Annotated in this window: 25 protein-coding genes; 13 read left to right on the top strand and 12 right to left on the bottom strand. The window is 55.3% G+C overall.

Annotated elements, in window-relative coordinates; genetic code table 11:
• Positions 1-100 precede the first annotated feature (100 nt).
• Complete coding sequence (locus VIJ98_RS09850) at positions 101-1,357, bottom strand: MFS transporter (protein ID WP_258145136.1); 1,257 nt, start codon at positions 1,355-1,357, stop codon at positions 101-103.
• 94 nt (positions 1,358-1,451) lie between these two features.
• On the opposite strand from VIJ98_RS09850, the gene VIJ98_RS09845 reads away from it, so the two are divergent.
• The 4 genes from VIJ98_RS09845 (at position 1,452) to VIJ98_RS09830 (ending at position 6,060) form a co-directional block, all read left to right on the top strand.
• The gene (locus tag VIJ98_RS09845) at positions 1,452-2,348 is read left to right on the top strand and encodes a LysR family transcriptional regulator (protein ID WP_154156199.1); all 897 of its coding nucleotides are present in this window, start codon (positions 1,452-1,454) and stop codon (positions 2,346-2,348) included.
• A 134-nt stretch (positions 2,349-2,482) separates the two neighbouring features.
• On the top strand, positions 2,483-3,700 hold the full coding sequence (locus VIJ98_RS09840) for an ROK family protein (protein WP_179450794.1): 1,218 nt from the start codon (positions 2,483-2,485) through the stop codon (positions 3,698-3,700).
• 102 nt (positions 3,701-3,802) lie between these two features.
• On the top strand, positions 3,803-4,507 hold the full coding sequence (gene bioD / locus VIJ98_RS09835) for a dethiobiotin synthase (RefSeq protein WP_154193499.1): 705 nt from the start codon (positions 3,803-3,805) through the stop codon (positions 4,505-4,507).
• A gap of 179 nt (positions 4,508-4,686) precedes the next feature.
• Complete coding sequence (locus tag VIJ98_RS09830; RefSeq protein WP_323273719.1) at positions 4,687-6,060, top strand: nucleobase:cation symporter-2 family protein; 1,374 nt, start codon at positions 4,687-4,689, stop codon at positions 6,058-6,060.
• Between the two features lie 141 nt (positions 6,061-6,201).
• Here the strand turns inward: VIJ98_RS09830 and osmV are convergent, their stop codons facing one another.
• The 4 genes from osmV to VIJ98_RS09810 are packed head-to-tail and all read right to left on the bottom strand — an operon-like array spanning position 6,202 to position 9,654.
• On the bottom strand, positions 6,202-7,338 hold the full coding sequence (osmV, locus tag VIJ98_RS09825; protein WP_061718847.1) for an osmoprotectant ABC transporter ATP-binding protein OsmV: 1,137 nt from the start codon (positions 7,336-7,338) through the stop codon (positions 6,202-6,204).
• Positions 7,338-7,985 carry an osmoprotectant ABC transporter permease OsmW gene (osmW, locus tag VIJ98_RS09820; protein WP_323273716.1) on the bottom strand — a complete coding sequence of 216 codons (648 nt, stop codon included), beginning with the start codon at positions 7,983-7,985 and terminating at the stop codon, positions 7,338-7,340. The genes osmV and osmW overlap by 1 nt, the downstream gene beginning before the upstream one ends.
• A 9-nt stretch (positions 7,986-7,994) precedes the next feature.
• Positions 7,995-8,921, bottom strand: a complete 927-nt coding sequence (locus VIJ98_RS09815) for a glycine betaine ABC transporter substrate-binding protein (protein ID WP_008108905.1) — start codon at positions 8,919-8,921, stop codon at positions 7,995-7,997.
• Between the two features lie 16 nt (positions 8,922-8,937).
• Positions 8,938-9,654 (bottom strand): ABC transporter permease, encoded by a 717-nt coding sequence (locus VIJ98_RS09810; protein ID WP_008108907.1) that lies wholly within the window; start codon positions 9,652-9,654, stop codon positions 8,938-8,940.
• A gap of 386 nt (positions 9,655-10,040) precedes the next feature.
• Here VIJ98_RS09810 and VIJ98_RS09805 point away from each other — a divergent pair, with 386 nt between their 5' ends.
• On the top strand, positions 10,041-11,501 hold the full coding sequence (locus tag VIJ98_RS09805) for an MDR family MFS transporter (RefSeq protein WP_323273714.1): 1,461 nt from the start codon (positions 10,041-10,043) through the stop codon (positions 11,499-11,501).
• Between the two features lie 31 nt (positions 11,502-11,532).
• Here the strand turns inward: VIJ98_RS09805 and VIJ98_RS09800 are convergent, their stop codons facing one another.
• Entirely contained in the window at positions 11,533-11,829 is a 297-nt protein-coding gene (locus VIJ98_RS09800) for a DUF1161 domain-containing protein (protein ID WP_008108911.1), read from the bottom strand.
• Between the two features lie 52 nt (positions 11,830-11,881).
• A complete protein-coding gene (locus tag VIJ98_RS09795; protein ID WP_323273710.1) occupies positions 11,882-12,217 on the bottom strand; it encodes a DUF1283 family protein in 336 nt (111 codons plus the stop codon).
• A gap of 133 nt (positions 12,218-12,350) precedes the next feature.
• Between VIJ98_RS09795 and VIJ98_RS09790 the strand changes: the two genes are divergently transcribed.
• Positions 12,351-12,677, top strand: a complete 327-nt coding sequence (locus VIJ98_RS09790) for a YnfA family protein (RefSeq protein WP_323275808.1) — start codon at positions 12,351-12,353, stop codon at positions 12,675-12,677.
• An 82-nt stretch (positions 12,678-12,759) separates the two neighbouring features.
• On the opposite strand, the gene ydfG is transcribed toward VIJ98_RS09790, so the two are convergent.
• Positions 12,760-13,506, bottom strand: a complete 747-nt coding sequence (gene ydfG / locus VIJ98_RS09785; RefSeq protein ID WP_008104194.1) for a bifunctional NADP-dependent 3-hydroxy acid dehydrogenase/3-hydroxypropionate dehydrogenase YdfG — start codon at positions 13,504-13,506, stop codon at positions 12,760-12,762.
• A gap of 385 nt (positions 13,507-13,891) precedes the next feature.
• Here ydfG and guaD point away from each other — a divergent pair, with 385 nt between their 5' ends.
• The 5 genes from guaD to dcp all read left to right on the top strand — a co-directional run bounded on the left by guaD (position 13,892) and on the right by dcp (position 21,905).
• Positions 13,892-15,220 (top strand): guanine deaminase, encoded by a 1,329-nt coding sequence (gene guaD / locus VIJ98_RS09780; RefSeq protein WP_323273708.1) that lies wholly within the window; start codon positions 13,892-13,894, stop codon positions 15,218-15,220.
• A complete protein-coding gene (gene xdhA, locus VIJ98_RS09775; protein ID WP_323273706.1) occupies positions 15,217-16,659 on the top strand; it encodes a xanthine dehydrogenase small subunit in 1,443 nt (480 codons plus the stop codon). The genes guaD and xdhA overlap by 4 nt, the downstream gene beginning before the upstream one ends.
• Positions 16,649-19,015, top strand: a complete 2,367-nt coding sequence (gene xdhB, locus VIJ98_RS09770) for a xanthine dehydrogenase molybdopterin binding subunit (protein WP_323273704.1) — start codon at positions 16,649-16,651, stop codon at positions 19,013-19,015. Before xdhA ends, xdhB begins: the two co-directional genes overlap by 11 nt.
• A complete protein-coding gene (xdhC, locus tag VIJ98_RS09765) occupies positions 19,002-19,784 on the top strand; it encodes a xanthine dehydrogenase accessory protein XdhC (RefSeq protein WP_323273703.1) in 783 nt (260 codons plus the stop codon). Before xdhB ends, xdhC begins: the two co-directional genes overlap by 14 nt.
• A gap of 72 nt (positions 19,785-19,856) precedes the next feature.
• Positions 19,857-21,905 (top strand): peptidyl-dipeptidase Dcp, encoded by a 2,049-nt coding sequence (gene dcp / locus VIJ98_RS09760; RefSeq protein ID WP_323273701.1) that lies wholly within the window; start codon positions 19,857-19,859, stop codon positions 21,903-21,905.
• Between the two features lie 24 nt (positions 21,906-21,929).
• Here dcp and hpxO read toward each other — a convergent pair whose 3' ends face one another.
• Positions 21,930-23,087, bottom strand: coding sequence for an FAD-dependent urate hydroxylase HpxO (hpxO, locus tag VIJ98_RS09755; protein WP_154156177.1), 1,158 nt, complete (start codon positions 23,085-23,087; stop codon positions 21,930-21,932).
• 250 nt (positions 23,088-23,337) lie between these two features.
• Between hpxO and VIJ98_RS09750 the strand changes: the two genes are divergently transcribed.
• Together VIJ98_RS09750 and VIJ98_RS09745 are read left to right on the top strand one after the other, a co-directional pair.
• Positions 23,338-23,577, top strand: a complete 240-nt coding sequence (locus VIJ98_RS09750) for a hypothetical protein (RefSeq protein ID WP_154156175.1) — start codon at positions 23,338-23,340, stop codon at positions 23,575-23,577.
• 75 nt (positions 23,578-23,652) lie between these two features.
• Positions 23,653-24,915, top strand: coding sequence for a phosphatase PAP2 family protein (locus tag VIJ98_RS09745; protein ID WP_154156173.1), 1,263 nt, complete (start codon positions 23,653-23,655; stop codon positions 24,913-24,915).
• Positions 24,916-24,971: 56 nt separating this feature from the next.
• On the opposite strand, the gene VIJ98_RS09740 is transcribed toward VIJ98_RS09745, so the two are convergent.
• From VIJ98_RS09740 to VIJ98_RS09730, 3 genes are all read right to left on the bottom strand, one after another.
• Entirely contained in the window at positions 24,972-25,472 is a 501-nt protein-coding gene (locus VIJ98_RS09740) for an RES family NAD+ phosphorylase (protein ID WP_154156171.1), read from the bottom strand.
• Entirely contained in the window at positions 25,472-25,954 is a 483-nt protein-coding gene (locus VIJ98_RS09735; protein WP_154156169.1) for an antitoxin Xre/MbcA/ParS toxin-binding domain-containing protein, read from the bottom strand. The genes VIJ98_RS09740 and VIJ98_RS09735 overlap by 1 nt, the downstream gene beginning before the upstream one ends.
• A gap of 103 nt (positions 25,955-26,057) precedes the next feature.
• Entirely contained in the window at positions 26,058-26,387 is a 330-nt protein-coding gene (locus tag VIJ98_RS09730) for a DHCW motif cupin fold protein (protein WP_154156167.1), read from the bottom strand.

Genomic DNA, 26,387 nt, shown 5'->3' with positions numbered 1-26,387 from the left:
GAATAGCCGTTTTGTTTTATCTGGGACTGTGAGATCGCCGTGTGGCGTGCACTTGAGATGAAAACGGGGCGCATTAGCCCCGTTTAACAGATGAAAGGTATTACAGTTTCCGGCACTGCAAACGCCAGCCAACCAGCAAAGCCATTAATAATAGCAGGCTAATGAATAGCGTTACGCCCATCCAGCCATAACTGTGCCAGAACACGCCACCCAAGGTACCGGCCACGCTGGAACCGACGTAATAACTGAAGAGATAAAGTGACGATGCCTGGCCTTTAGCACGGCGCGCGCGCGGGCCAATCCAGCCGCTGGCAACCGAGTGTGCGGCAAAGAATCCGGCGGTGAACAGCATCATGCCAGGCAAAATCAGCCACAGCGAGTTAAACGCCGTCAGCAGCAACCCTGCCAGCATAATTGCAGTCGCGCCGATCATCACCGGACCGCGCCCAAAGCGGCTAGTCATCGCACCCGCTTTTGGTGAACTCCATGATCCGGTCAGATACACCACCGACAATAATCCGACCACCGCCTGGCTCAGTGACCACGGCGCACTTAACAGGCGATACCCGATATAGTTGAACAGCGTGACGAACGCGCCCATCAGCAGGAAGCCTTCCGCGAACAGCAGCGGCAAACCTTTATCGCGCCAGTGCAGACGGAAGTTGATTAATAAACTGCGCGGGCGCAGCGACGCCGGGCGGAAATGACGAGATGCAGGCAGAATTTTCCAGAACATCAGCGCGCCCGCCAACGCGAAGCAACCAATAACACCCACCGCAACGCGCCACGAGAAGAAATCGGTCAATACGCCAGTTAACAGGCGTCCGCTCATACCACCAATCGAGTTACCGCTGATATAAAGCCCCATGGAAAAGGCGATAACACGTGGATGAATCTCTTCACTCAGATAGGTCATGCCAACGGCCGCAACGCCGCTTAGAGATAAACCTATCAGCGCGCGCATCAGCAAAATGCCTTGCCAGCTGCTCATGGTAGCGGAAATCAAGGTGCAGATGGCGGCGAGCAACAGCGCGGTAACCATCACCGATTTACGCCCAATTGCATCCGACAGCGGCCCAGTAAACAGCAATCCTAACGCCATTAAGCCGGTGGAGAGCGAGAGAGAAATACTGCTTTGCGCCGGGGAAACGCCAAACTGCTGCGATAGCACCGGCAGAATGGGCTGTACGCAATACAGTAAGGCGAAAGTGGCAAGACCGGCGGAGAACAGCGCTAGCGTCACGCGCATAAACTGCGGCGATCCGCGTTCAATCCATTCTGAAGGGGTTGCAGCTGGAGCAGGCTTTACGGACAACTCGTCTTCATCAAGTATCACCGCCTGGGAAGAGCGACTCACGGAACATCCTCGTTTGAACCATTGTGGCGTTACTGTAGAAAAGCGTTAATAGGTTGTACAATATATTAATAATCTCAAATGAGACTTTTAAAATATGAATGTCGAGTTGCGCCATTTACGCTATTTCATTGCCGTCGCCGAAGAGCTGCATTTTGGTCGTGCCGCGCAGCGCCTGAATATTTCGCAACCGCCGTTGAGTCAGCAGATCCAGCAGCTGGAACAGGAAATTGGCGCGCAGCTGTTTACCCGCACCAACCGCAGCGTGCAGATCACGCCCGCTGGCGCGCTGTTTTTGCAGGATGCGCGTGGCATTTTGTTGCAGGTTGAACAGGCAGCGCGCCGCGCCGCACGCGTGCACACCGGTCAGGAAGGCGAGCTGCGCATTGGTTTTACCTCGTCAGCGCCGTTTACTGGTCTGGTTTCAGATGCGTTGTATCAGTTTCGTCAGCGTTGGCCGCAAGTGCACATACAGATGCAGGAAAACAACACGCGCCAGCAGCTTGCGCCACTTCATGACGACCGGCTGGATCTCGGTGTGATGCGCAATACGCCGCTGCCCAGCGATCTGCAGCATCGTGTGTTACTGCGTGAGCCGCTGTGCGCGGTAGTGCATTGGGCGCATCCGCTGGCCGATGCGGAGTCGATCTCAATTCAGGCATTAGCCAACGAGCCGTTTGTATTTTTCGATCCGCAAGGCGGCACCGCGTTGTACGGTGAAATCCTGGCACTGCTGCATCGTTATCAAATCAAACCTTTTATTACTCAGGAAGTGGGCGAGGCGATGACCATTCTGGGGTTGGTGGCAACCGGACTCGGCGTATCTATTCTGCCGGCGTCGTTCCGCCGTGCGCGTTTGGCCGATGTGGTATGGATCCCTTTGCAGGAAAGCGACGCGATTTCTGAAGTTTGGCTAGTCTGGTCGGCGACGCGAGAACCGACGGCACAAATGACCAATATGATGTCGTTGATGCTCCAAAACGCGGAGAATTGAACCAGCGGGTGAAGCAGGGCATAAACTTTATGTGCGATAAATCACATTTCTAATCAAATATTTGACGCTGCTGGTCAATCTGCATCACCATAGCTGCTGTTTATTTAGAAGCGCGAAAATAATGGGAGCAGGGCGTGAATCTGTACAGTCAACCTGGTCATATTGATCAGATAAAACAGACCAACGCAGGTGTGGTTTACCGACTGATTGACCTTTACGGCCCGATTTCGCGTATTGAGCTTTCTAAACGTGCCCAGTTAGCACCCGCCAGCATTACAAAAATCGTGCGTGAAATGCTCGATGCCCATCTGGTACAGGAAACCGAATTTCAGGAACCGGGCAGTCGCGGTCGTCCAGCGATTGGTTTGATTCTCGATACGCTTGCCTGGCACTATCTCGCCGTACGCATTCAGCCCGGATACATTACGCTGACGCTGCGCGATCTCAGCAGTCGCGCGCTGCAGGAAGATCGCTTGCCGCTGCACGCCAGCGCCGAAAAACCGCTGCTGCAAACCTTGCTGGATCTGGTGAATGACTTCTTTATTCGTCATCAAAGCAAGCTGGAGCGTTTGACCGCCATCGCCATTACTTTGCCGGGATTGATCAACGCGGCTTCTGGTGTGGTACATCGTATGCCGGGTTACGACGTGCAGGATATGCCGCTGGGAGAAACGCTGGCGCAACGCACCGGTTTGCCGGTGTTCGTGCAGCATGATATTTCTGCCTGGACGTTAGCCGAAGCACTGTTTGGTGCTTCCAGCGGCGCACAACATGTGATTCAGATTGTGATCGACGAAACTGTCGGCGCGGGCGTGATCAGCGGCGGACAACTGCTGCATAAAAATGGTCGTACGCTGGTGGAGATTGGTCATACGCAAATCGATCCTTACGGCCAGCAGTGTTATTGCGGCAATAATGGTTGTCTGGAAACCGTCGCCAGCATCGGAAGCTTGCTTACCCTCACTGCCCAACGTTTGCCGTCGCAGCCAGACAGTTTATTGCATCAGGCACCGCTGACGATTGAGAGCTTATGCGCTGCCGCGCAGCAGGGCGATCGTCTGGCGCGTGATGTGATTGCTGGCGTCGGACATCATATTGGCCGGATGCTGGCGATGATGGTAAACATCTTTAATCCTCAACAAATCCTTATCGGTTCGCCGCTTAATCAAGCCGCCGATGTGCTGTTCCCTGCGGTGAGCAGTACCATTCGTCAGCAGGCGTTGCCCGCTTACAGCAGTGAAATCCAGCTCACACCAACGGCTTTCAGCGATCCCGGTACTTTTGGCGGTGCAGCCCTGATAAAAGACGCGCTCTATAGCGGCCACTTATTAGTAAAACTGTTGCAGGGATAATTACAGCTCGCCTTAAGTTTGTCCTAACGCAATCTGCCCGAGAAAACATTTCCTTAAACTGCCTCCTTCGCACGTTACACATCGCTTCAATGAAGGAGGAGAATGGTGAAAACGCTTTTTGTCACCGGTACCGACACCGCGGTGGGTAAAACCGTGGTATCTCGCGCGTTATTACAGTGCTTTGCCAAGGCGAATCTCTGCGCCGCAGGTTTTAAACCTGTAGCCAAAAGCGCGCAGCGCACACCCGAAGGCTTACGTAACAAAGATGCACTGCTGTTGCAGCAGGCTTCGGGCCTCACTCTCACTTATTCCGCCGTCAATCCTATCGCGCTAGAAGAGGATGAAATCAGCACCAGCGCGTCGCAGTGCATTGATTATCCATTGCTCAGTCGCAGCTTGAACGATTTGCAGCAGCGCGCCGCGCGCGTGGTGGTGGAAGGCACCGGCGGCTGGCGCAGTTTAATGAACGACTTGCAGCCTTTATCCGATTGGGTGCGGCAGGAGCATTTGCCGGTTGTGCTGGTTGTGGGCATTAAGGAAGGTTGCATCAGCCATGCTTTACTGACCGCCGAAGCCATTGCGCAGGATGGATTGCAACTGGCGGGTTGGGTAGCAAACCGTATTAATCCCGGCCTGGCGCATTACGCTGAAATTATTGATGTTTTGAGCGGCAAGCTAGGTGCACCTTTATTAGGCGAGTTGCCTTACCTGCCGCGTGCAGAGCAGCGGGAACTGAGCGGTTATCTGGATATTTCGCTGCTCGATGAGAACTTTACGCACGACAACAGTGCAAAGCCTGCGGCCTGATGAAACAAAGTGCCGCAAATGATCAGTGGCTGAATCTAATGATTCAGATTCAGCCATCCTTTTTAACGAATTAATTCCTCTATTATTCAATCCTTTACTCCCCGCATTTTATTGAACACTCTTCTCTGGCGTGATTCATGCATCAGCTGCTCTGATGAATATCTTGCCGGAGCACCTGTATGTCGCAATCAGATGAGAAAGGTTTGTTGTATGGGCTGAATGACCGCATCGGTCCATTGCCTGCATTTTGTGCCGCACTGCAACATGTGCTGGCCAGCGTCGTCGGCATAATTACGCCGCCGCTGATTATTGGTTCCGTTTTGGGATTACAGGCGTGGATCCCTTATCTGATCAGCATGTCGCTGTTAGTTTCCGGCTTGGGTACGTTCCTGCAGGCGCGTCGCTTTATGGGCATTGGTGCCGGCATGATCTGCTTGCAGGGCACCAGTTTTGCCTTTCTTGGTGTGATTCTGTCGGGCGGATTGATGGTCAAAGCGCGCGGCGGATCGCCTGAAGAGATCATGGCGATGATCTTTGGCTGCAACCTGGTTGCGGCGATGATTCCGATGTTAATCAGCCGCTGCATCGCGCCATTGCGCAAAGTGTTGACGCCGGTGGTTACCGGCACCGTTATTACCTTGATCGGCATCAGCCTGATCAAAGTCAGCATCACCGATTGGGCTGGTGGCCATAACGCCAGCGATTTCGGCGCACCCGGTAATCTGGCGCTCGGCGCCTTGACGCTGCTGGTGATTATTGTACTTAACCGTTCGCAAAATCGCTGGACGCGGCTGGTTGCCGTGGTTGCCGGCATTGCTGCGGGCTGTATCGCCGCAGCGATAACCGGTCATCTCACCCTCAAGCCAATGGGCGATACGCCGTGGCTGGTTCTGCCAGAACTGTTCCGTTTTGGTTTTGCCTTTGACTGGACCATTTTCATTCCCATCGCGCTGGTATCGGTGATTGCCGTGATTGAAGCGGTGGGCGATCTTACGGCGAACTGCATGTTGTCGCAGCAGCCGATTGAAGGCGAAGCGTTTGAGCGCCGCATGCAGGGCGGTATTTTTGCCGATGGCATCAGCTGTTTGCTCGCCGCCGTATTCTCAGCCTTTCCCAACACCACCTTTGCGCAAAATAACGGCGTTATCCAGATGACTGGCGTCGCCAGCCGTTACGTTGGCATGGTGATCGGCGTGATGTTGGTGCTGCTCGGTATGTTCCCGGCGATTGGCTCCATGCTGCAGCAGATTCCACCGCCGGTGCTGGGCGGCGCGACCATCGTGATGTTTGGTAGCGTGGTGGCGGCCGGTATCCGCGTGATGACGCAAACGCCGCTTGGCCGTCGCGAGATGCTGATTGTCGCCGTGTCGTTTGGTATCGGCTTAGGTGTAGAAGCAGTGCCTGATGTGCTGAAACAGTTCCCCACGCTGATTAGCAACCTGTTTGGTCACGCAGTCACCACCGGCGGGATGCTGGCGATTATTTTGAATGTCGTGCTGCCTTCAGAGCGTAACGAAGCGGTAGCAGCAAAAACGGCTGAAGAGTCGCATTAACGTGCAGAGTGCATACGCAAGAAGAGGCGGCAGATCGTAAAGACGCCATAAACCATCCCTGGGGCTTGGCCCGCGCCATCCATGGCGCGGGACACTTTACTCCTCTGCCGCCTCTTCCTGCGTTTCAAGTATCGTGCGGTTTTATGGATTCAAACGACGGCGCGTACGTCCAGAACTGAGATAATCGGCAATGTAATCCTGCGATATCTCACCGCTATAACGACCTTCCTCATCGACGATCGGCATCCACACGGTGTTGTGCTCATACAGTTTCGAAAGCACCACGCGCAGATTCTCTTCCGCTTTGCCGGTCACTTTAAAGGTATGCAGCATCTCTTCGCAGCGGCCCGTGGAACCGCGCGCTTCACGCCGCTTCACAAATCCCAGTGGCTTGCCATCTTCATCGACCACCGTTACCGAGCGCATATCGTTATCGTCCATGGTAGCGAAAGCGTCCTGCAACGGCGTATTACGCTGCACGGTGATGGTCGGCTGCTGATCGGTGACATCGCCAGCCTGAACCAGCAACAAACGTTTCAGCGTACGGTCTTGCCCGACAAAGGAGCCCACAAAGTCGTTCGCTGGTTTGGCTAACAGCTCATCCGGGCTGGCGCACTGCACAATTTTGCCCTGACCAAACACGGCAATGCGGTCGCCGAGCTTCAGCGCTTCATCAATATCATGGCTAACCAGCATCACGGTCTTCTTCAACTGACGCTGCATTTCCAGGAACTCGTTCTGAATCACTTCACGGTTAATCGGGTCGACCGCGCCGAAAGGTTCATCCATCAGCAAAACCGGTGGATCAGCGGCCAGTGCGCGAATCACGCCAATACGTTGCTGCTGACCACCGGACATTTCACGCGGATAGCGATGAAGGAACTTGGTCGGATCGAGCGCCACCATGCTCATCAATTCCGTGGCGCGTTCGCGGCAACGCTTCTTATCCCAGCCCAGCATGCGCGGCACCACGGTAATGTTCTCCTCGATGGTCATGTTCGGGAACAGACCAATCTGCTGGATCACGTAACCAATATTGCGGCGCAGGGTAACGGTATCTTGCCCGCTGGTGTCTTCACCATTGATCAAAATCCTGCCGCTCGAAGAGGGAATCAGGCGGTTAATCATCTTCAGCGTGGTGGTTTTGCCACAACCCGATGGGCCAAGCAGCACACACATTTCCCCGGCAGGCACTTCCAGGCTGACGTTATCCACGGCATTGAGAGACGTGCCGTTCTTTTGCGTAAAGGTTTTCGTCAGGTTTTCCAGTTTTATCATTATCGAATCCCCTTAGGAGTCAGCGCCGACTGCAAACGGTGCAGCAGCCAATCAAGCACAATCGCGAGCAAACAAATCATCAAGGCACCGGCAATCAGCATGCGCACATCGCTGCCGCTGATACCGTCGAGCAGTTGCAGGCCCAAACCGCCCGCACCAATCACGGCGGCAATCGCCATCACGCCGACGTTCATCACCACCGCCGTACGGATACCGCCAAAAATTACCGGCAGCGCCATCGGAATTTCCACCCAGCGCAGACGCTGCCAGAAGGTCATGCCAATTCCGCGACCGGCTTCACGCAGTCCGGGTGACAAATTCTCCAGCGCGGTGTGGGTGTTACGCACAATCGGCAGCAGCGAGTAGAGAAACACCGCAGTAATCGCGGGAAGGGCGCCAATGCCCTGACCAATCATTGAAAACAGTGGAATCATCAAACCAAATAACGCAATGGTTGGAATGGTTAACACAATGGTGGCGATGCCGAGCACCGGCGTAGCCAGCCATTTAAAGCGCACAATCAAAATGCCCAGCGGCACGCCAATGATAATGGCGAAACCCACCGCGACCAGCACCAGCCAGGTATGTTGCCAGGTGAGCGACATCAAGGTGTGCCAGTTATTCATGATGTAATGCAAGGTATCCACAGCGCCTCCTTACAGCATGTTCTTAGATTGAAGGAAATCACGCGCCACCTGTTGCGGCGACTGATGATCAATATCGACACGTTTGTTCATCTCGGTGATCGCTTCGTCATTAATCAATGCGGAAAGCTGATTAAGCGCCGTATCCAAGCCTGGATGGCTCTCCAGCACATCCTGACGCACCACCGGCGTGACGTTGTAACTCGGGAAAAAGTGCTTATCATCTTCTAACACTTTGAGTTCAAACCCTTTCACACGGCCATCGGTGGTGTAGATCAAACCCGCATCAACAAAGCCATCGCGAATCGCGTTGTAGACTAAGCCGGGATCCATCTGGCGAATCTGCGGACGATCGAGCGGCATGTTGTAGGCTTTCTGCAACGGCTTCAGGCCATCGGAACGGCCTGAGAACTCCAGGTCCAAACCCAGTTTCCAGTTATGATCCGGATCGTTCTTGCGCACCTCTTCCAGCTTCGCCACCAGTTGCGACATGGTGTTGATGCCTTCTTTCTCCGCACGATCGCGTTGCATAGCAAACGCGTAGGTATTGTTCATCGGTGCAGGATTGAGCCACACCAGCCCCAACTTCGCATCCAGCTGTTTTACCGTTTTATAAGCGTCTTCCGTCGACATCGGTTTATTGATGTGATTAAAGATGATCAGCGAGGTGCCGGTGTATTCCCACGTCATATCAATCTGTTTATTGATCATCGCGTTACGACCGATGGTGGTGGCGATGTTGGTTTTGGGGATCACCTGAAAACCTTTCTTCTGCAACCAAATCACCGTCATCGCGGAGAGGATGTGCTGCTCGGTAAAGCTCTTGGTTGCCATGGTGATTGGTGTTGCGGCAGCGGCGCTTTGGCTGATTGCCAGCGTCGCGGTGAGTGCCAGCGCAGTACGTTTTACCCAGCGCGCCAGCTTATTGGCAGTGGCCATCACAAAACTCCTTGTGTTAAGCCGCAGAGTGCGGGCTGAGATAACGTCCCAACGCTGCGAGCAGCATGTCGAGCACTAGCGCGACCAGCGCGGTGGCCACAGCGCCGAGGATCAGCGTAGGGAAGTCGTTGAGGTAGATGCCGGGGAAGATCAGTTCACCAAAGCTGCTGGCGCCAATCAGGAACGCCAATGGCGCGGTACCGACGTTAATCGCCGTGGCGATGCGCACGCCTGCCAGAATCACCGGCAGCGCATTAGGAATTTCCACCTGACGCAAACGCTGAAACTTGGTCATACCTATACCGTTGGCGGCTTCGATTAGCGACGGCGGTACCGCGCTTAAACCGGCAAAAGTATTACGCACAATCGGCAGCAGCGAGGCGAGGAACAGGGCAATCAGCGCGGGACGATCGCCGATACCGACAATCACCATCGCCAGCGCCAATACCGCCAGCGGTGGCAGCGTGTTACCCACGTTGAAGATTTGCATCACGTACTCTGCCCAGCGACGGGCAAACGGACGACTCAGCAGGATCCCGCTAGGAATCCCCACCAGCAGCGCAAAGAACATTGACCAAAACACCAAAAACAGATGCTGCTGCCCGAGATAAATCAAATCTTCCCGGCGGTCGCGCAGCGTATTCAGCCCAAGCCCCCATACCAGCAGGGCAATCACCGCAACAATTGCGAGCAGAGCCAGCCCAGCTCGGCGGGCGAGCGATGCATTTTGCATAGCCAGTGTCTCCCTGATTCAAAAAATCGTTCGATGTGGTGATGTCATTCCCAGGATGGCGGCGCAGTGTTAAAAACGCACACATACGAAAATCCTTCACCCCGTTAAATTGCAGTTAAAATGACTATTAGCAGATGCTTTTTCAGTGAATAACTGGAAAGCACCGCTTAGACCTATAGCAATGCTTGTCGATAAGCGCCAGTTTCTGCGGCAAAATCAGACAGATAGAAATAATCAAAAACCGCATCTAACCCGCATGGAATAAGGCATCATCCGACAATAAAAAATTTTCATCGAAATAAGTGACGTCGTCACAGATAGGGCGCACGCAGAGGAAACTGGTCTGGTGAATTTTCAGCTAGCCTTGTTAGAAATTAGGGAGACGTATGACTGAAACTGCAGAATTGAACACGGAACATCGCCACTGGATTCTCATCGGCTGCATGCTCGCTATGTTTATGGCGGCGATTGAAGTCACCATCGTGGCCACCGCGATGCCGACCATCATTGCCGATCTTGGCGGCTTTTCGCAGTTTGGCTGGGTATTTTCCATCTATTTACTGACACAAGCGGTCAGCGTGCCGCTGTATGGCCGATTAGCAGACATGTGGGGCCGCAAGCGGCTGCTGTTTATTGGCGTTTCGCTGTTCCTGCTCGGATCGATTTTGTGCGGATTCGCCCACAGCATGACGTGGCTGATTCTGTTTCGTGCTTTTCAGGGTTTAGGTGCTGGCGCGATTATGCCGCTGACCTCCACCATTGTGGCTGACGTCTATTCGCCGCGTGAACGCGCCAACGTACAAGGCTGGCTCTCCAGCGTCTGGGGCGTGGCGGCAATTATTGGCCCACTGAGCGGCGCATGGCTGGTGCAGCACTTTAGCTGGTCGGTGATTTTCTGGGTTAACGTACCGATTGGCGCGGTCGCCATGCTGCTACTGGCGCGCTTCCTTCCTGCGCGTGAGCAAAATCAGGCCACCTCGCTCAATCTCACCGGCAGTTGCTGGCTAATGATCTGCGTGACGGCATTATTAGTCGCGCTGTTGCAGGCCGAAGTGCTCGGCTTCTGGCTGCTGCCGTTCCTGCTGCTGGCGGTCATCGCCGCCTGGCGTTTAAAACATCATGAACAGCGTGCCGATGCGCCGCTGTTTCCGCTGGAAATCTGGCGCAGTCGGCTCATCGTTGCTGGCAACATCGGCAACCTAATTATCGGTGCCAGCATGATGGGCATCAGCGCGTTTCTGCCAACGTGGATTCAGGGCATCACCGGCGGCACGCCGCTGCAGGCTGGCAGCGCGCTGGCGATGATGTCGATTGGCTGGCCGCTGGCGAGCACCTTAAGCGGCAGGTTGATGCTTATCACTTCCTATCGCTTCACCGCGCAGTTGGGCGCGCTGCTGCTAATTGCTGGCAGCGCGTTACTACTGTTACTGCGCAGCGACAGCTCAATCATGCAGGCGGGATTCACCGCCTTTGTGATTGGCACCGGCATGGGCATGACCAGCACCACGTTTTTGGTATCGGTGCAGAACCATGCGCATTACGACATTCGCGGCATTTGCACCGCATCAATCATGTTCAGCCGCATGATCGGATCGGCGATTGGTACTGCGTTGTTGGGCGCGGTACTGAACCTGAACTTGTCGCTGCGTCTGCCGCAGGCGGACGATCCGATGCAGAAAATCATGTCGCACGAAAGTCGCCAGGCGCTGCCGGAAGCGACATTGCATCACTGGACCGGACAAATCGCCAGCTCATTACATTGGGTGTTTGTGGTGTCGTTGCTGATTGCGCTTCTAACGCTGTGGGTGGCGTGGATGATGCCGCGGCAAAGGCCGGAAGTGGAGTAAAAGCAGGGCGGCCAGAGAGCCGCCCGAAAGGTTACTGCGCGGGCGCATCCTGAGAACTGCCTGCACCGTCTGGCACGCTGCTGTCGCCATCACGGCCATTTTTCTTGTAAACGATTTTCTGTGTGTCGTTCTCGCAATGACCCACAACCTGGCCGCCAGCTTGATCGGCTTGATCATTGGCCACGATATCCAGCGTGAAGTCCGATTCGGCGACGCCGTTGTTAATGATTTTTTTGCTGATATCCGCTTTGACACTTTCACAAGAAGCCTGCGCCAAAACCGGCAGCGACAACATCGCCATCAGCAGCACTGCATTACGTTTTTTCATCATTCACTCCTTTGGTCAGAAATCCTGTCAAAACTATAGCAGCGATAAACGATTAGGGTGCAAGTGGACGTCCGGTGCGGCGGTCAAGGCAACGCAGCGTATTCGGTTCCCAATAAGCGTTAACGTTGTAGCTCTTTTCGCAGGAGTCGCGGGTATCAAAAGCTTTATCCGTTTTATCGAACTCTTTCTCGACGCGGGTATTGACCTTGTTACGCAGATTTTTAGTATCGTTCCACTGCTCTTTGCTCTGGCGCGCAGCTTCATTGCTGGAGGCGCTGCTGCCATCTTCAATGATCAGGCGATCGGTTTTGGCCGAAGCGATGGGCGCAGCCATTAACAGGCTCGACGTCACCACGGTCGCCAACAGGGCGGAAAACAGTTTATTCATCGTCATTTCCTTCAGTTAACACCAGCACAGCCGGGATCGCGGCTGTAACAACCATGGGCGCTAGTATATCATCGCTGCTTCTTTGCTCACCAGCGGTGAGCGCTTTGTTTAGCTTAGTGAGAGATTTTCTATGCTGGTAAAAACCGCCTTGCTGTTTTTTATCACTGCGATAGCGGAAATTGTTGGCTGTTTCCTGCCGTGGCTATGGTTAAAGAAGGGCATGACGGCCTGGCTGCTGGTGCCCGCCGCAGCGAGTCTGGCGCTGTTTGTTTGGTTGTTGACGCTGCATCCCGCCGCGAGCGGGCGCGTCTATGCGGCCTATGGCGGCGTGTATGTGTTGACGGCATTGCTCTGGCTGCGCGTGGTGGATGGCGTAAAACTCAGTACATGGGATTGGGTTGGCGCGCTGGTCGCCTTTAGCGGCATGTTGATTATTGTGACAGGCTGGGACCGCACCTAAATCGTAGGGTCGCCATTCATGGCGACCTGGTTCGCATTGAAAGCGACCAGGTGCGCATGAATGCGCACCCTACAAAATCACCTTAACCTTTATGTACTTTCAATCCTGCGGTGGTTTGCGTCACCGGCATAATCTCCAGCGTATTGATGTTGACGTGCTTCGGCAGCGTCGTCACCCAATAGACCGCTTCAGTCACATCTTCCGCCGTTAACGCGGTGGTGCCTTCGTAAACCTGGCCCGCTTTATCGTCATCGCCTTTGAAGCGCACGTTGGAGAACTCGGTGCCGCCCACCAAACCTGGCTCGATATCGGTCACGCGCAGCGCGGTGCCGTGCAGGTCAGTACGTAGATTCAGGCTGAACTGGCGCACGAACGCTTTAGTCGCGCCATACACGTTGCCACCCAAATAGGGCCAGCTGCCCGCAATCGAACCGATATTCACGATATGACCGACGTTGCGCTCAACCATGGCAGGCAGCACCGCACGCGTCATGTACACCAACCCTTTGTTGTTGGTGTCGATCATATTTTCCCAGTCTTCGATATTGGCTTTGTGCGCTGGTTCTACACCCAACGCCAGGCCAGCATTGTTCACCAGCACATCAATATTGCGCCATTCAGCGGGCAGGGAGGCAATCACTTCATCGATGGCGGCGCGATTACGCACGTCCAGCTGAACGGTATACAGATTATCGCCCAACTCATCTTTCAACTCTTTTAAGCGCTCAGCGCGACGTCCGCTGGCGATCACTTTATGACCTGTAGCAATGAAGCGGCGGGTGATACTTTGACCAAAACCAGCAGTTGCGCCAGTAACAAAAATAATCATCTCACTGTTCCTTAAACGATTTCAGGTTATCAGCCACACCTTAGCATTAACCTCGAACCCATGCTCATGAAAACCAAAGGCAGCTTGTTGCAGGATTTTTCCTGCACATTGCGAGTGCATCAGCGCACCACAAAGACGCACGTTTGCGGGCGATGAACTCGCCATGTCAGGTAAAACTTACCGCAATGTTAAATCGCAACCGTTTGCGAATACAGGCAACCGGTTGCGCACACGTTTGCCAGGCAAGCTTGACATAAAAACACGTCCAAACAATCTATAATATTGAAAGTAAACAGTATTTTTTGTTCTTTGCATTGGCATGCGCTTTGCAAACTATCTTTAAGGCAATCACCTGCATTAATAAAAAAAGCACCAAGGAACCATTATGCCTTACGCACCCGAAACGCTGCTGCGCGCCAGCTTCTTTGATTTCACCGCTCTGGCCGCGCAGCCAGACGACATCGCTGCCAACGCGCGCTATCTCGAAGATGGCTTATTAACGCTGCGTGACGGCAAAGTGGTCAGCCTTGAAAGCTGGCAAATCGCGGAAGGGCGCGTCGATCACACGCGCGTCACCGATCTGCGCGGCAAACTGATCGTGCCCGGCTTTATCGATACCCATATTCATTACCCGCAAACCGAGATGATCGGCGCCTTTGGCGAACAGCTGCTGGAGTGGCTCAATCAGTACACTTTCCCGGTAGAGAGCCAATATCACTGTCCCGATCACGCGGCAAAAATGTCAGCGTTCTTCCTGCATCAGCTATTGTCGAACGGCACGACAACAGCGCTGGTGTTCGGCACCGTGCATAAGCAGTCGGTTGATTCCCTGTTCAGCGCCGCACAGCAGCTGGATATGCGGCTCATCGCTGGCAAAGTGATGATGGATCGCAACGCACCGGAATACCTGACCGAAACGCCGGAAGAGAGCTATCAGCACACGCGTGAACTGATTGAGCGCTGGCATCAGCGCGGCCGCCTGAGCTATGCACTCACGCCGCGCTTTGCGCCGACCTCGTCGCCGGATCTGCTGGATAAAGTGCGTCAGCTGCGCGAGGAGTTTCCTGATGTCTGGATGCACACGCACTTAAGTGAAAACCAGCAGGAAATCGCCTGGGTAAAAGCGTTATTCCCGGAGCACGAAGGCTATCTTGATGTCTATCATCACCACCAACTCACCGGCAAACGCAGCGTGTTTGCGCACTGTTTGCATCTGGAAGATCAAGAGTGGCAGTGCCTGCGTGAAACCGATTCATCGATCGCCTTCTGCCCGACGTCAAACCTGTTCCTCGGCAGCGGCTTATTCAACATCAAACGTTGCTGGCAGCAGGGCGTGCGCATGGGCATTGGCACCGACGTGGGCGCAGGCACCACCTTTAATCTGCTGCAAACGCTGGGCGAAGCCTACAAAGTCGGCCAGCTACAGCAGTACAAACTCAGCGCCTGCGAAGCGTTCTATCATGCCACTTTGGGCGGTGCACACGCGCTCGACCTCGATGACGTCATCGGCAACTTTAATCCCGGCAAAGAGGCCGATTTTGTGGTGCTCGATCCGGCGGTGTCGCCGCTGCAGAAGCTGCGCAACGCCAATAGCAAAGATATCTGGGAGCGGCTGTTTGTGATGATGACGCTCGGCGACGACCGTAACATTGCGCAAACCTGGGTGAGTGGCAAGCCGGTTTGGCAACGCGAAAGTGAGGAGCAAATCGCATGATCCAGTTCTTACTCAACGATCGTTTAGTCACCGAACGCGAGCTCGATCCCAATCTCACCGTGCTCAACTACCTGCGCGGCCAGCAGCAGCGTCGCGGCACCAAAGAGGGTTGTGCCTCTGGCGACTGTGGTGCCTGCACCGTCACGCTCGGTAAAGTGGTGGATGGAGAGATGCAGTATCAGGCGGTCAACAGCTGTTTAACGCTGGTAAGTAGCCTGCAAGGCAAGCAACTGATCACGGTGGAAGATCTCAAGCAGGGGCGCGAACTGCACAGCGTGCAGCAAGCGATGGTCGATTGCCACGGCTCACAATGCGGTTACTGCACGCCGGGGTTTGTGATGTCGCTGTTTACCCTGCAGAAAAACAGCGCTGGCTGGAACCGTCATCAGGCGGAACAGGCGCTGGCGGGCAATTTGTGTCGCTGTACCGGCTATCGTCCGATCATGGATGCGGCGCAGCAGGCATGCGAACAACCTGATGCGGATGCCTTCAGCGCCAATGCACCCGCGCTAGTGCAGCGTTTACAGGCGCTTAGCAACACAGAAGTCCAGATTATCGAAGCCGCGGGCAGCCGCTGCTATCTGCCAAAAACGCTAGGGCAGCTCGCCGATCTCTATCAGCAACATCCCGAAGCCCGTTTGGTGGCCGGTGGCACCGATCTGACGCTGCAAATCACCCAGCAATATAAGCGCCTGCCGCTGCTGATTGCGCTGGAGCAGGTCGATGAGTTGAAGGTCTGCCACGAAGATGAAACACATCTTTATCTCGGCGCTGCCGCTTCATTGCATCATTGCTATCAGTTTTTAGCGCAGCACATTCCGGCGTTTAGCAGCATGCTGGAGCGTTTTGCCTCGTTGCAAATCCGTAATCAGGGCACGCTTGGCGGCAACATTGGTAACGCATCGCCGATTGGTGATTGCGCGCCCATGCTGCTGGCACTGAATGCGCGTCTGGTTTTGCAGCAGGGCGACAAGCAGCGAGAAGTCCCGCTCGATCAATTCTTTACCGCCTATCGCCAAACGGTTTTGCTGCCGGGGGAATTCATTCGCAGCATCATCATTCCTAAAGTGACAGCGTCACCCAACTTTACTGCGTGGAAGGTGGCGAAACGGCTGGATGATGATATTTCCGCCGTATTTGCCGCCATCAATCTGCAAATCAAGGAAGGGGTGATTGTGGAAGCGCGACTGGCTTTTGGTGGCATGGCCGCCACGCCGAAGCGTGCGCTGGCGGCTGAGGCACAATTGCTGGGCCAGCCGCTGAATCTCAGCGCCATCGAAAAAGCCTGCGCCGCATTAAGCGTTGATTTTCAGCCGCTGAGCGACTTCCGCGCCAGCGCCGATTATCGCCTGCAGGTGGCGCGCAATCTGTTGCGCCGCTACTACGCACAAGCGTCTGGCGAGCTGACCATTACCGAGGTGTCGCGCTATGTCTCATAACCGTCCGGAACTTAACGAAACTCTGCTGAAAACCCAGTTCGCCACCGGCATGCAAACAGGCGTGGGGCGCAGCAACAAACATGAAAGTGCCGACAAGCATGTCTCCGGTGAAGCGCTTTATATCGACGACAAGCCCGATTTGCCGGGATTGCTGCATCTCTGTCCGCGACTGAGCGAGCACGCGCACGCGCGCATCACTAAACTGGATGTGCAGCCGTGCTACGCGGTGCCGGGCGTGGTCAGCGTGCTGACCTGGCGTGATGTGCCAGGCCTCAATGATGTCGGTCCGCTGGAACCCGGCGATCCGCTGCTGGCGCAGGACAAAATCGAATATTTCGGCCAGATCGTGATAGCCGTGGCGGCTGATTCTCCGGAAGCAGCGCGTGCCGGTGCCGCAGCGGCAATTGTTGAGTATGAAGCGCTGCCCGCAGTGCTCGACGTGCGTGAAGCGCTGGAACAGCGCTTCTTTGTGCAGCAGCCGCATATTCACCAACGCGGTGATGCCGAAGCCGCGCTGGCGCGTGCGTCGCGCCGTATTCAGGGCGAGTTTCACATCGGCGGTCAGGAACATTTCTATCTGGAAACCCAGACGGCGCTGGTGATCCCCGGCGAAGATGACAGCTTGCAGGTGTTCTCCTCGACGCAAAACCCCACCGAAGTGCAGAAGCTGGTCGCGGAAGTTATGGGCATCACCATGAACAAAGTCACCATTGATATGCGGCGCATGGGCGGCGGCTTTGGCGGCAAAGAGACCCAGGCGGCGGGCGTAGCGTGTTTGTGTGCCATTGCCGCGCGTCAGCTGCGTAAACCGGTGAAAATGCGCCTGGCGCGTCGCGACGACATGCAGATCACCGGCAAGCGGCATCCGTTTTTTGTCCGCTACGATGTCGGCGTCGATGACGACGGTCGCTTCTGCGGTGTGAAGATCGATCTGGCTGGCAACTGCGGTTATTCGCTCGATCTCAGCGGATCGATAGTCGATCGCGCGATGTTCCACGCCGATAACGCCTATTACCTCGGCGATGCGCTGATTACCGGCTATCGCTGCCGCACGCATACCGCTTCGAACACCGCCTATCGTGGCTTCGGCGGGCCGCAAGGCATGGTGGCGATTGAGCAAATCATGGATCACGTCGCACGCGAACTCGGATTAGATCCTCTCGAACTGCGCAAACGTAACTATTACGGCAAAACCGGTCGCAACATCACCCATTACCACCAGCAGGTGGAAGACAATCTGCTGGACGAGATGACGGAGCAATTGGAAACCAGCAGCGAATACGCCGCGCGCCGTGCCGAAATCAGCGCGTTTAACGCCAGCAACCGTTTTATGAAACGCGGATTGGCGCTGACGCCGGTGAAATTCGGCATATCATTTACCTCCAGCTTCCTCAATCAGGCCGGCGCGCTGATTTTGATCTACACCGATGGCACGGTGCAGCTCAATCACGGCGGCACCGAAATGGGTCAGGGCTTAAACACCAAAGTGGCGCAGATTGTGGCGGAAGTGCTGCAGATTGATATCAGCCAGATTCAGGTCACTGCCACCGATACCGGTAAAGTGCCCAACACCTCGCCAACTGCAGCGTCCAGCGGAGCCGATCTCAACGGTAAAGCGGCGCAGAATGCCGCGCAAATCCTGCGCGATCGCTTAACCGAGATGCTGTGTCAGCAACATCAATGCGCTGCCGAAGCGGTGCATTTCAGCAACGGCATCGTGCGCGTTGGCGAGAAACACTTCACCTTCGCCCAGGTGGCGCAGCAAGCGTGGCTTAATCAGGTGCCGCTTTCCGCCACCGGTTTCTACAAAGTGCCGGGCATTCATTACGATCGCGCCGCCGGACGCGGCAAACCGTTTTATTACTTCTCCTTCGGCGCAGCCTGCTGTGAAGTGCTGGTGGATACGCTGACCGGCGAATACCGTTTGCTGCGCGCCGACATTTTGCATGACGTGGGCGCATCGCTGAATCCCGCGATTGATATCGGCCAGGTTGAGGGCGGTTTTGTGCAGGGCATGGGCTGGCTCACCTGCGAAGAGCTGGTGTGGAATGACAAGGGCAAATTGCTCACCGATGGCCCGGCCAGCTACAAAATCCCAGCGATCAGCGATGTACCGAGCGATTTGCGCGTCACGCTGGTAGAGAACCGCAAAAACCCGCAGGACACGGTGTTCCACTCCAAAGCCGTCGGCGAACCACCGTTTATGTTGGGCATCGCCGTGTGGTGTGCGTTGCAGGATGCGGTTGCCAGCGTCGATAACTATCGTCGCCATCCGCAGCTGGACGCGCCCGCCACGCCGGAGCGGGTATTCTGGGGGATTCAGCGCTTATCAGGAGCGGACCATGATTTATCATGACTGGATCAGCGTGTTACACAGCCTGCGGGAGAAACACGAAAGCTGCGTGTTGATCACCGTGCTCAGCGAGCGGGGCTCCGTGCCGCGCGATCGCGGCAGCAAAATGGTGGTCAGCGCCAATGACACTTTTCTCACCATTGGCGGCGGCCATCTTGAGTATCAATGTATTGCGCAGGCACGTGAGATGCTGCAGCAGCGCTGCACTCAACCGCGCAGTGAAGATTTTGCGCTGGCTGCGCGCCTCGGCCAATGCTGCGGCGGTCACGCCACTTTGCTGTTTGAACCGCTGATGCAGAAGCAGCCGGAAATCCAGGTTTACGGCGCAGGCCACGTCGGCCAGGCGCTGGTGAACTTGCTCGCGACCTTGCCGTGCCACATTACTTGGATTGATAGCCGCGCCGCACAGTTTCGTGCCGTGCCGCCCGGTGTGACGGTGCGCCAGGTTGAAGATCCGATCGACTGCGTGCGGGAAGCCGCGCCCGACAGCTACTTTGTGGTGATGACGCACGATCATCCGCTCGATCTGGCGCTCAGCGAAGCGATTTTGCGGCGCGGCGATTTTCGCTATGCCGGTGTGATTGGTTCAGCTACCAAAGCCCAGCGTTTTCGTTATCGCTTAGAGGGCAAAGGCATTGCGGCAGATTCTCTCGCACGTCTGCGCTGCCCGATTGGTTTAGCGGATGTGAAAGGCAAGTTGCCGGCGGAAATTGCCGTCGCGGTGGCGGGGGAAATCATCAGCGTTTATCAGCAGCAGGCGATAAGTTGTTGAGTGACGAGGAAACTGCCAGGATAGAACCATCCCGCCGCCACTGTGCGGCGTTGCTGATTATCAGGAGCGATAATGAATTCACGAGCTAATCCGTTTTTCACCGCCAGCACCTTGCCGTATCAAACCCCGCCATTTGACCAGATTCAGGAAGAGGATTTTCTGCCGGCGCTGAAAGCGGGTATTGAAGAGAAACGGCGCGAAGTGGCGGCGATCGCCAGCAATCCTGACGCGCCAACCTTTGCCAACACCTATGAAGCGCTGGAGCGCAGCGGCCAGTTACTGAAGCGCGTAAATCTGGTGTTTGGCGCCATGACTTCCGCCAACACCAGCGATCGTTTGCAGGAAATCGATGAACTGATTACCCCGCAGCTGACCGCGCTCAATGATGAAATCTGTTTGAACAGCCAGCTGTTTGCTCGCCTCGATGCGGTTTACCAGCATCGCGGATCGCAGTGTCCGGATGCTGAAGCGATGCGTCTGGCGGAAGTCACCTGGCAGCATTTCCAGTTGGCCGGTGCCAGCCTCAGCGATGCGGATAAAACCCAACTGCGCGCCTGCAATCAGGAGCTGGCAAGCCTCAGTACCCGTTTCGGCAACAAGTTGCTGGCTGCCACCAAAGCCGGCGCTTATGTGGTGAGCAATGTGGCGGCGTTGGCCGGATTAAGCGAGGAAGAACTGGCGCACGCCAAAGCGGCGGCCGAAGCGCGCGGTTTACACGGCGAATGGCTGATTGCGCTGCAAAACACCACGCAGCAACCGGCGCTGCAAGCGCTGGAAGTGCGCGCCACGCGTGAAGCGCTGTTCCAGCAGGCGCTAACGCGCAGCGAGCAGGGCGATGATAACGACACACGCGACATCGTGTTACGCATGGCGCAACTGCGCGCGCAGCAGGCGAGTTTGCTCGGCTTCAAAACCTATGCCGAGTGGAGCATGCAGGATCAGATGGCGAAAACGCCGGAAGCGGCTTTTGCCTTTATGCGCAATATCGTACCTGCCGCGCGGGCCCGCGCCGAACGCGAAGCCGCCGATATTCAGCAGGCGATTGAACAAGAGCATCACAGTTTCCCGCTGCGTGTCTGGGACTGGAATTTCTACGCCGAGCAGGTGCGCAAAGCCCAATACGCGCTGGATGAGAGTCAAATCCGTCCGTACTTTGAGCTGAATAATGTGCTGGAAAAGGGCGTATTCTGGTCGGCCAGCCAACTGTTTGGTATTCGTTTTAGCCAACGCCACGATCTGCCGGTTTACCATCCGGACGTTAACGTTTACGAGATTTTCGATGCCGACGACACGCCGCTGGCGCTGTTCTACACCGACTTCTTCAAACGCGATAACAAAAGCGGCGGCGCGTGGATGAGTAATTTCGTTGACCAAACCACGCTGCTCGGCACTAAGCCGGTGATCTACAACGTGTGCAACTACACCAAGCCGCAGGCAGGCCAGCCAGCGCTGCTGAGCTGGGATGAAGTGATTACGCTGTTCCACGAGTTTGGTCATGCGCTGCACGGCTTGTTCGCCACGCAACGCTATCCGAGCTTGTCGGGCACCGCCACGCCGCGCGACTTTGTCGAGTTCCCGTCGCAGATTAATGAGCATTGGGCCAGCAACGAAGCGGTGTTTGCCAATTACGCGCGCCACTACAAAACCGGTGAGGCGATGCCGGCTGAGCTGCGCGACAAGATGGTACGCGCCGCGAAGTTCAACAAAGGCTACGACATGACCGAGCTGCTGGCCGCAGCGCTGCTGGATCTGCAGTGGCATTCACTGACCACGCACGACAATCCGCAGGACGTCAGCCACTTTGAATTGCAGGCATTGGCTGCCGAAAACATTGCGCTGGCGGCCGTTCCACCACGCTATCGCTCCAGCTATTTCCGCCATATCTGGGGCGGCGGTTATGCAGCCGGTTATTACGCCTATATCTGGACGCAGATGCTGGCCGATGATGGCTATCAAGCCTTTGTCGAACGCGGTGGATTAACGCGAGAAAACGGTCAGCAGTTCCGCGATCATATTTTGTCACGCGGTAACAGCACCGATTTGCAGCATCTGTGGCTGGCGTGGCGCGGCAAAGAGCCGGAGATCGGCCCAATGCTGAAAAACCGTGGATTAGAATCGTAGGGTCGCCATTGATGGCGACCTGATTTAACCGAACGGACCGCCTTCAATCGTATCGCACATGCCGGCCAGCACCCGCTCGCCGGTTTCGTTTTTCAAATCCGCATACCACGCCGCCGTGACTTCCGCATCTTTCGCATGGGTAACATCACAGCGCTTACGGGCCTTCAACACCAAATCTTTGGTGCGCTCCACACGGCGGCTTTCATAGCGCAACAGCGCATCATCAATCCCCAAAGAGTGTGACGCCAACGTCTGCGCCAGCACCACCGCATCTTCCATCGCCGCACAACCGCCTTGCCCGATATCCGGCGTGGTGCTGTGTGCTGCATCGCCCAGCAACGCCACGCGACCTTTAACGAAACGGCTGAAGGGTTCGATATCGTGGATTTCCACGCGGTTGGTGGTTTCCGGATTAAGGCGTTCTATCAGGCGCTGCACCGGTTCGGCCCAGCCGTTGAAGTAGCCTTTAAGATCGCTTTTCAGCGTGGCGCGATCTTCCGACAAGCCTTTTGGCAGCGGGACATCAAAGAAGAAGTAGAAGCGGTTGTCGCTGACCGGCATCAGCGACACGCGTTTGCCTTCGCCGACAAAAGTGGTCCACTGATCGGCAGGCGCAATCGTTTCATCAATCGTCACCAGGCCGTTCCAGTTGACGTAACCGGCGTAACGACGTTCGACGCTTTCGCCCAGTACATAGTGGCGGATCACCGAGTGCGTGCCATCGGCGGCGATCAGGAAATCACCTTCGGCCTGGCTACCGTCATCAAACCAGGCGGTAACGCCGTGCTCAGTTTGTTCAACCTGCGTGACGCGTTTGCCAAAGCTAATGCGCGAACGTCCGTAGGTATCGATCAGCATCGCCTGCAATTCAGCACGCGCCACCGGATAAGGATATTCACCCACCTGTTGCACCAGCGGTTCCATACTGAAGCGGGTGAGCGTGCTACCGCTGTGCGCATCGTTGTAGGCCATAAACGCCATGTTGCCACCCAGCGCGCGCAGCGGCTCTTTCATACCCAACGCGTTGAGGCATTTCACGCCGTTGGGCCAGATGGAGATCGCCGCACCCACCGGCTTCATCTCTTTCACTGCTTCAAACACGGCGGTGTCAAAACCCGCTTTCTCCAGCGCAATCGCAGCACTCATACCGCCAATGCCCGCGCCAATTACAATCGCTTTCATATCCGTCTCCTTTGCTATGCATAAGAGATTGCAACTTTTGTACCAGATTCGCGTGCAAGCCGATTTGCGGTTATCTCTTTGATTTTACATTGTCGTAGCAGCATCTGGCTTTGCTGTCCTGCACTACAGTGGCGCACATTCATGCACTAAAGAAGGGCGATTTGAGATAAAAATTGAATCGATTGTTTCAGCATGGTAATTGGCGCCGCAGCAGCCATACTCTTTACACTCTTCCTGCGAGGACTCAATCATGAAATGGATAATGGCTTTAGCCTTGCTGTTTAGCGTTAGCGTGCTGGCACAACCGCAATGGCAGCCGGAGCGAAAAGCGCCGGTGGTCCAACTGACGCCGATTGCCGCCAAGTGCGATGTTTCAGCCTGTCAGCAGAACTGTTATGTGCAGCAATCACAGTGCAAAAACGACAATAACGGCGGCTGCGGCTCGCTGGCACAAATTTGCGTACAAAACTGTGCTAGTCAGTGTCGTTAAGTGAAATAAATCTGTCATAACCGAGTGCTAGCGTGTTTCCCCGGCAAGGTAATATTTTGATAACAGGGGAAAATAATGAAAACCCGCTTCACACTGATTGCAACGGTTCTTCTGCTGGCACAGCAGGCACATGCGGTTTCACTGCCCAATGCGGCCGCGCTGGCAGGCTTAACCTCCACCGGTTCCACCTCCGCTTATAGCGATCTCGAGCAGCAATCTTTACAGGCTGAACGTAAGGCGCTGCAAGGCGACAGCAGCAAGCTGACGCGCGAGCAACTGGAAAAAGCTAAACAGAACGCGAAACAATCTGACAAGCAGTGGCTGAAAAACAGCGGCTACGATTTCAAAACTAAAGAGAACCAGCAGGCCGGAATTGCGCTGCTTGCGGGTTTTAGCGCGTTGCCCGCCAGCGTGCTTGATGCCAGCCAGGCCACCGTTACCAATATCAATCTGAACGCCACGCAAAATGTGCGTCATCAGGCACTGGCCGATGCGGAAGCGATCAGCTATCTCTATTTCCTCTCTGATGCGCTCGGCCCGCGTCTCGGCAAAGCCTTCCTCGCGGCTTACGATAAAGGTGAGATCGGCAAAGCGGCGGCGTTGATCAAAGCCAGTGAAGTCAGCACCAGCGCGGCGAAAAAGCACTTTAACTATCCGCGACCGTTCCTGCGTGAAGGCAACAGCATTCATCTGGTGCCGGACGATGTGGTGGTAAAAGACAACGTGCGTTACACCGCCGACGGCGGCTCTTTCCCGAGCGGCCACACCAATACCGGTTATACCGATGCTTTGTTGCTGGCCGAAATGGTGCCGGAACGTTTTGAAGCATTGGTAACACGCGGCGCGCGCTACGGTTATTCGCGTTTAGTATTGGGCGTGCATTACCCGCTGGATGTGATGGGTTCGCGCATGGTGGCGCAACGCAACGTGGCAAATTATCTCAACGATGCGCGCTATCAGGCGCTGTTTAGTGAAGCGCGTGACCAGCTGCGTGCCGCGCTGGAGAAAGAGTGCGGAACGTCGCTGGCAGAATGTGCGCGCAGCGATGGCAAGGACGATCCTTATCGTTCACCTGCAATGAAGCAGTTCTATCGTTTCACCATGAGCTACAACCTGCCGAAAGCCAATGTGCAGAACACGCCAGTTAAAGTTCCGCAGGGCGCGGAGATCCTGCTGAAGACCGCGTTGCCGCAGCTGTCTGATGCGCAGATTCGTAGCCTGATGGTGAAAAGCGCGCTGCCAAACGGTTATCCGCTGTCCGGCAACAGTGCGGATCAGTCATTCTGGCAACGTGTCGATTTAACGGCGGCATTTGCTTTAGCGAAACCGACTTTGTAGGGTCGCCATTTATGGTGACCAGATGCGCATGAATGCGCACCCTACGACAACTCTCGTCACGCTTTAATCCGACGATCAAGCGCGAAGGGCGCTGAAGTGGCTTTTGCAAAGAGGGCGGCGGCGGCGGGATGGTCGGGATTGAGAATGGCGTTGTCTTCACCGGTCAAAATGCTAGGTACCGTCAACAGCAAAGGTAAGCCGCCTTGCAAATCAAGGAACGCGGCGCCAATCGCTTGCGTCTCTTCCTGCTGCTGATACTTTTGCCAATCGCTGGGCAGCTTACTGCTGTCCAGCGCCATGATTTCGCTCTCAGGGATCGGCAGGGTGAAAATCACAAAGCGGCTCTTCTCCAGCATCGCTTTACCGGCATGCACCACCAGTTCTAGCGTTGCGAGTGCCTTTGAGCTGCTGAGGTAAACCGTTTTAATGCCGGGCGGATTCCAGCGTCCGCCCCATTTTTCAGCGCCAGCGCCGCTAAATGCCTCGCTGGCATACTCTTCTTTCACTAAACGATAAAACAATCGATGGGGAGCATCCGGTTCCTTCCGTTGCGTCATTACACAATCACTCCTTGTTCCAGGCGACCAATCAGCGTTAACACCGCATCACAGCCCGCAGGCGTGCTCAGCATCTCCATTGGCAAGGCATCATCCAGTGCCAACGCAGGTTGATACATCCAGTGCATGGCAGCGTCAACGTCACCGGCAAATAATTGCAATACGGCATCCAGAATTTCGAACACCTGATACACGCGAGCACCTTGCTCCACCGAGAGTTGCGATCCGGCTTTCTCCCGGCGGCGATAGGTATTGCGATCGATCGAGACCATCTGGGCCACATCCAGCGGCGTTGCTTTCAGCACCGTGGCAGCGCGCTCAACGATGCCAACGTCCAGACCTTCGGTGATCAACTGATGTGCTTTCAGCGGATTACGCGGCAAGCCCATTTGATCCATAAAAGATTGCTGAGCGTGCTGAATCAGCGTCGGGTCGAAGACGCGTGCGGCATTGCCGTGATTGAATGGGGATGCAGTTGTCATAACAACCTCCTGAACAATGTTCATTTGAACATTTTGATAGTTCAAGTGTACATCACTGCGCAGAGGTTGTCATTTTTTGTACGATCATAAAACTAATGCATTGTTAATCAACAATAAACAGCTTTGCACCGCTGACGGTTGAGGAGCGGTGCGCTTCCGCATTGTCTGCGACCTGATAACTCACGCCTGGCGTTAACGTGAAGGTGCGACCATCTTCCAGTTCCGTCACCATTTCGCCTTCGAGGCAAAGCAGAATATGGCCTTTGCTGCACCAGTGATCCGCCAGATAACCGGGTGAATACTCCACCATCCTGACCCGAATATCGCCAAAGCGTTGGGTGCGCCACAAAGCAAAACCTTCATCGCCGGGATGTTTTTCAGGCGCGATGTCGTTCCAGATGGTTATGCCGAAGGGAAGTTGATTGATCTGCAT

It is taken from the genome of Pantoea sp. S18 (genome assembly GCF_045689705.1).
Lineage (GTDB): Bacteria > Pseudomonadota > Gammaproteobacteria > Enterobacterales > Enterobacteriaceae > Pantoea > Pantoea symbiotica.
This window is presented reverse-complemented; position numbering and strand designations above follow the sequence as displayed.

Bases quoted from the DNA above. Each gene is read 5' to 3' on its own strand.
- bioD (WP_154193499.1), top strand. From the start codon at position 3,803: ATGGTGAAAACGCTTTTTGTCACCGGTACCGACACCGCGGTGGGTAAA.
- VIJ98_RS09800 (WP_008108911.1), bottom strand. From the start codon at position 11,829: ATGAAAAAACGTAATGCAGTGCTGCTGATGGCGATGTTGTCGCTGCCG.
- VIJ98_RS09810 (WP_008108907.1), bottom strand. From the start codon at position 9,654: ATGCAAAATGCATCGCTCGCCCGCCGAGCTGGGCTGGCTCTGCTCGCA.
- xdhA (WP_323273706.1), top strand. From the start codon at position 15,217: ATGATCCAGTTCTTACTCAACGATCGTTTAGTCACCGAACGCGAGCTC.
- dcp (WP_323273701.1), top strand. From the start codon at position 19,857: ATGAATTCACGAGCTAATCCGTTTTTCACCGCCAGCACCTTGCCGTAT.
- VIJ98_RS09815 (WP_008108905.1), bottom strand. From the start codon at position 8,921: ATGGCCACTGCCAATAAGCTGGCGCGCTGGGTAAAACGTACTGCGCTG.
- xdhB (WP_323273704.1), top strand. From the start codon at position 16,649: ATGTCTCATAACCGTCCGGAACTTAACGAAACTCTGCTGAAAACCCAG.
- VIJ98_RS09740 (WP_154156171.1), bottom strand. From the start codon at position 25,472: ATGACGCAACGGAAGGAACCGGATGCTCCCCATCGATTGTTTTATCGT.
- xdhC (WP_323273703.1), top strand. From the start codon at position 19,002: ATGATTTATCATGACTGGATCAGCGTGTTACACAGCCTGCGGGAGAAA.
- VIJ98_RS09745 (WP_154156173.1), top strand. From the start codon at position 23,653: ATGAAAACCCGCTTCACACTGATTGCAACGGTTCTTCTGCTGGCACAG.
- VIJ98_RS09845 (WP_154156199.1), top strand. From the start codon at position 1,452: ATGAATGTCGAGTTGCGCCATTTACGCTATTTCATTGCCGTCGCCGAA.
- ydfG (WP_008104194.1), bottom strand. From the start codon at position 13,506: ATGATTATTTTTGTTACTGGCGCAACTGCTGGTTTTGGTCAAAGTATC.
- VIJ98_RS09750 (WP_154156175.1), top strand. From the start codon at position 23,338: ATGAAATGGATAATGGCTTTAGCCTTGCTGTTTAGCGTTAGCGTGCTG.
- guaD (WP_323273708.1), top strand. From the start codon at position 13,892: ATGCCTTACGCACCCGAAACGCTGCTGCGCGCCAGCTTCTTTGATTTC.
- osmV (WP_061718847.1), bottom strand. From the start codon at position 7,338: ATGATAAAACTGGAAAACCTGACGAAAACCTTTACGCAAAAGAACGGC.
- VIJ98_RS09795 (WP_323273710.1), bottom strand. From the start codon at position 12,217: ATGAATAAACTGTTTTCCGCCCTGTTGGCGACCGTGGTGACGTCGAGC.
- VIJ98_RS09730 (WP_154156167.1), bottom strand. From the start codon at position 26,387: ATGCAGATCAATCAACTTCCCTTCGGCATAACCATCTGGAACGACATC.
- hpxO (WP_154156177.1), bottom strand. From the start codon at position 23,087: ATGAAAGCGATTGTAATTGGCGCGGGCATTGGCGGTATGAGTGCTGCG.
- VIJ98_RS09805 (WP_323273714.1), top strand. From the start codon at position 10,041: ATGACTGAAACTGCAGAATTGAACACGGAACATCGCCACTGGATTCTC.
- VIJ98_RS09735 (WP_154156169.1), bottom strand. From the start codon at position 25,954: ATGACAACTGCATCCCCATTCAATCACGGCAATGCCGCACGCGTCTTC.
- VIJ98_RS09830 (WP_323273719.1), top strand. From the start codon at position 4,687: ATGTCGCAATCAGATGAGAAAGGTTTGTTGTATGGGCTGAATGACCGC.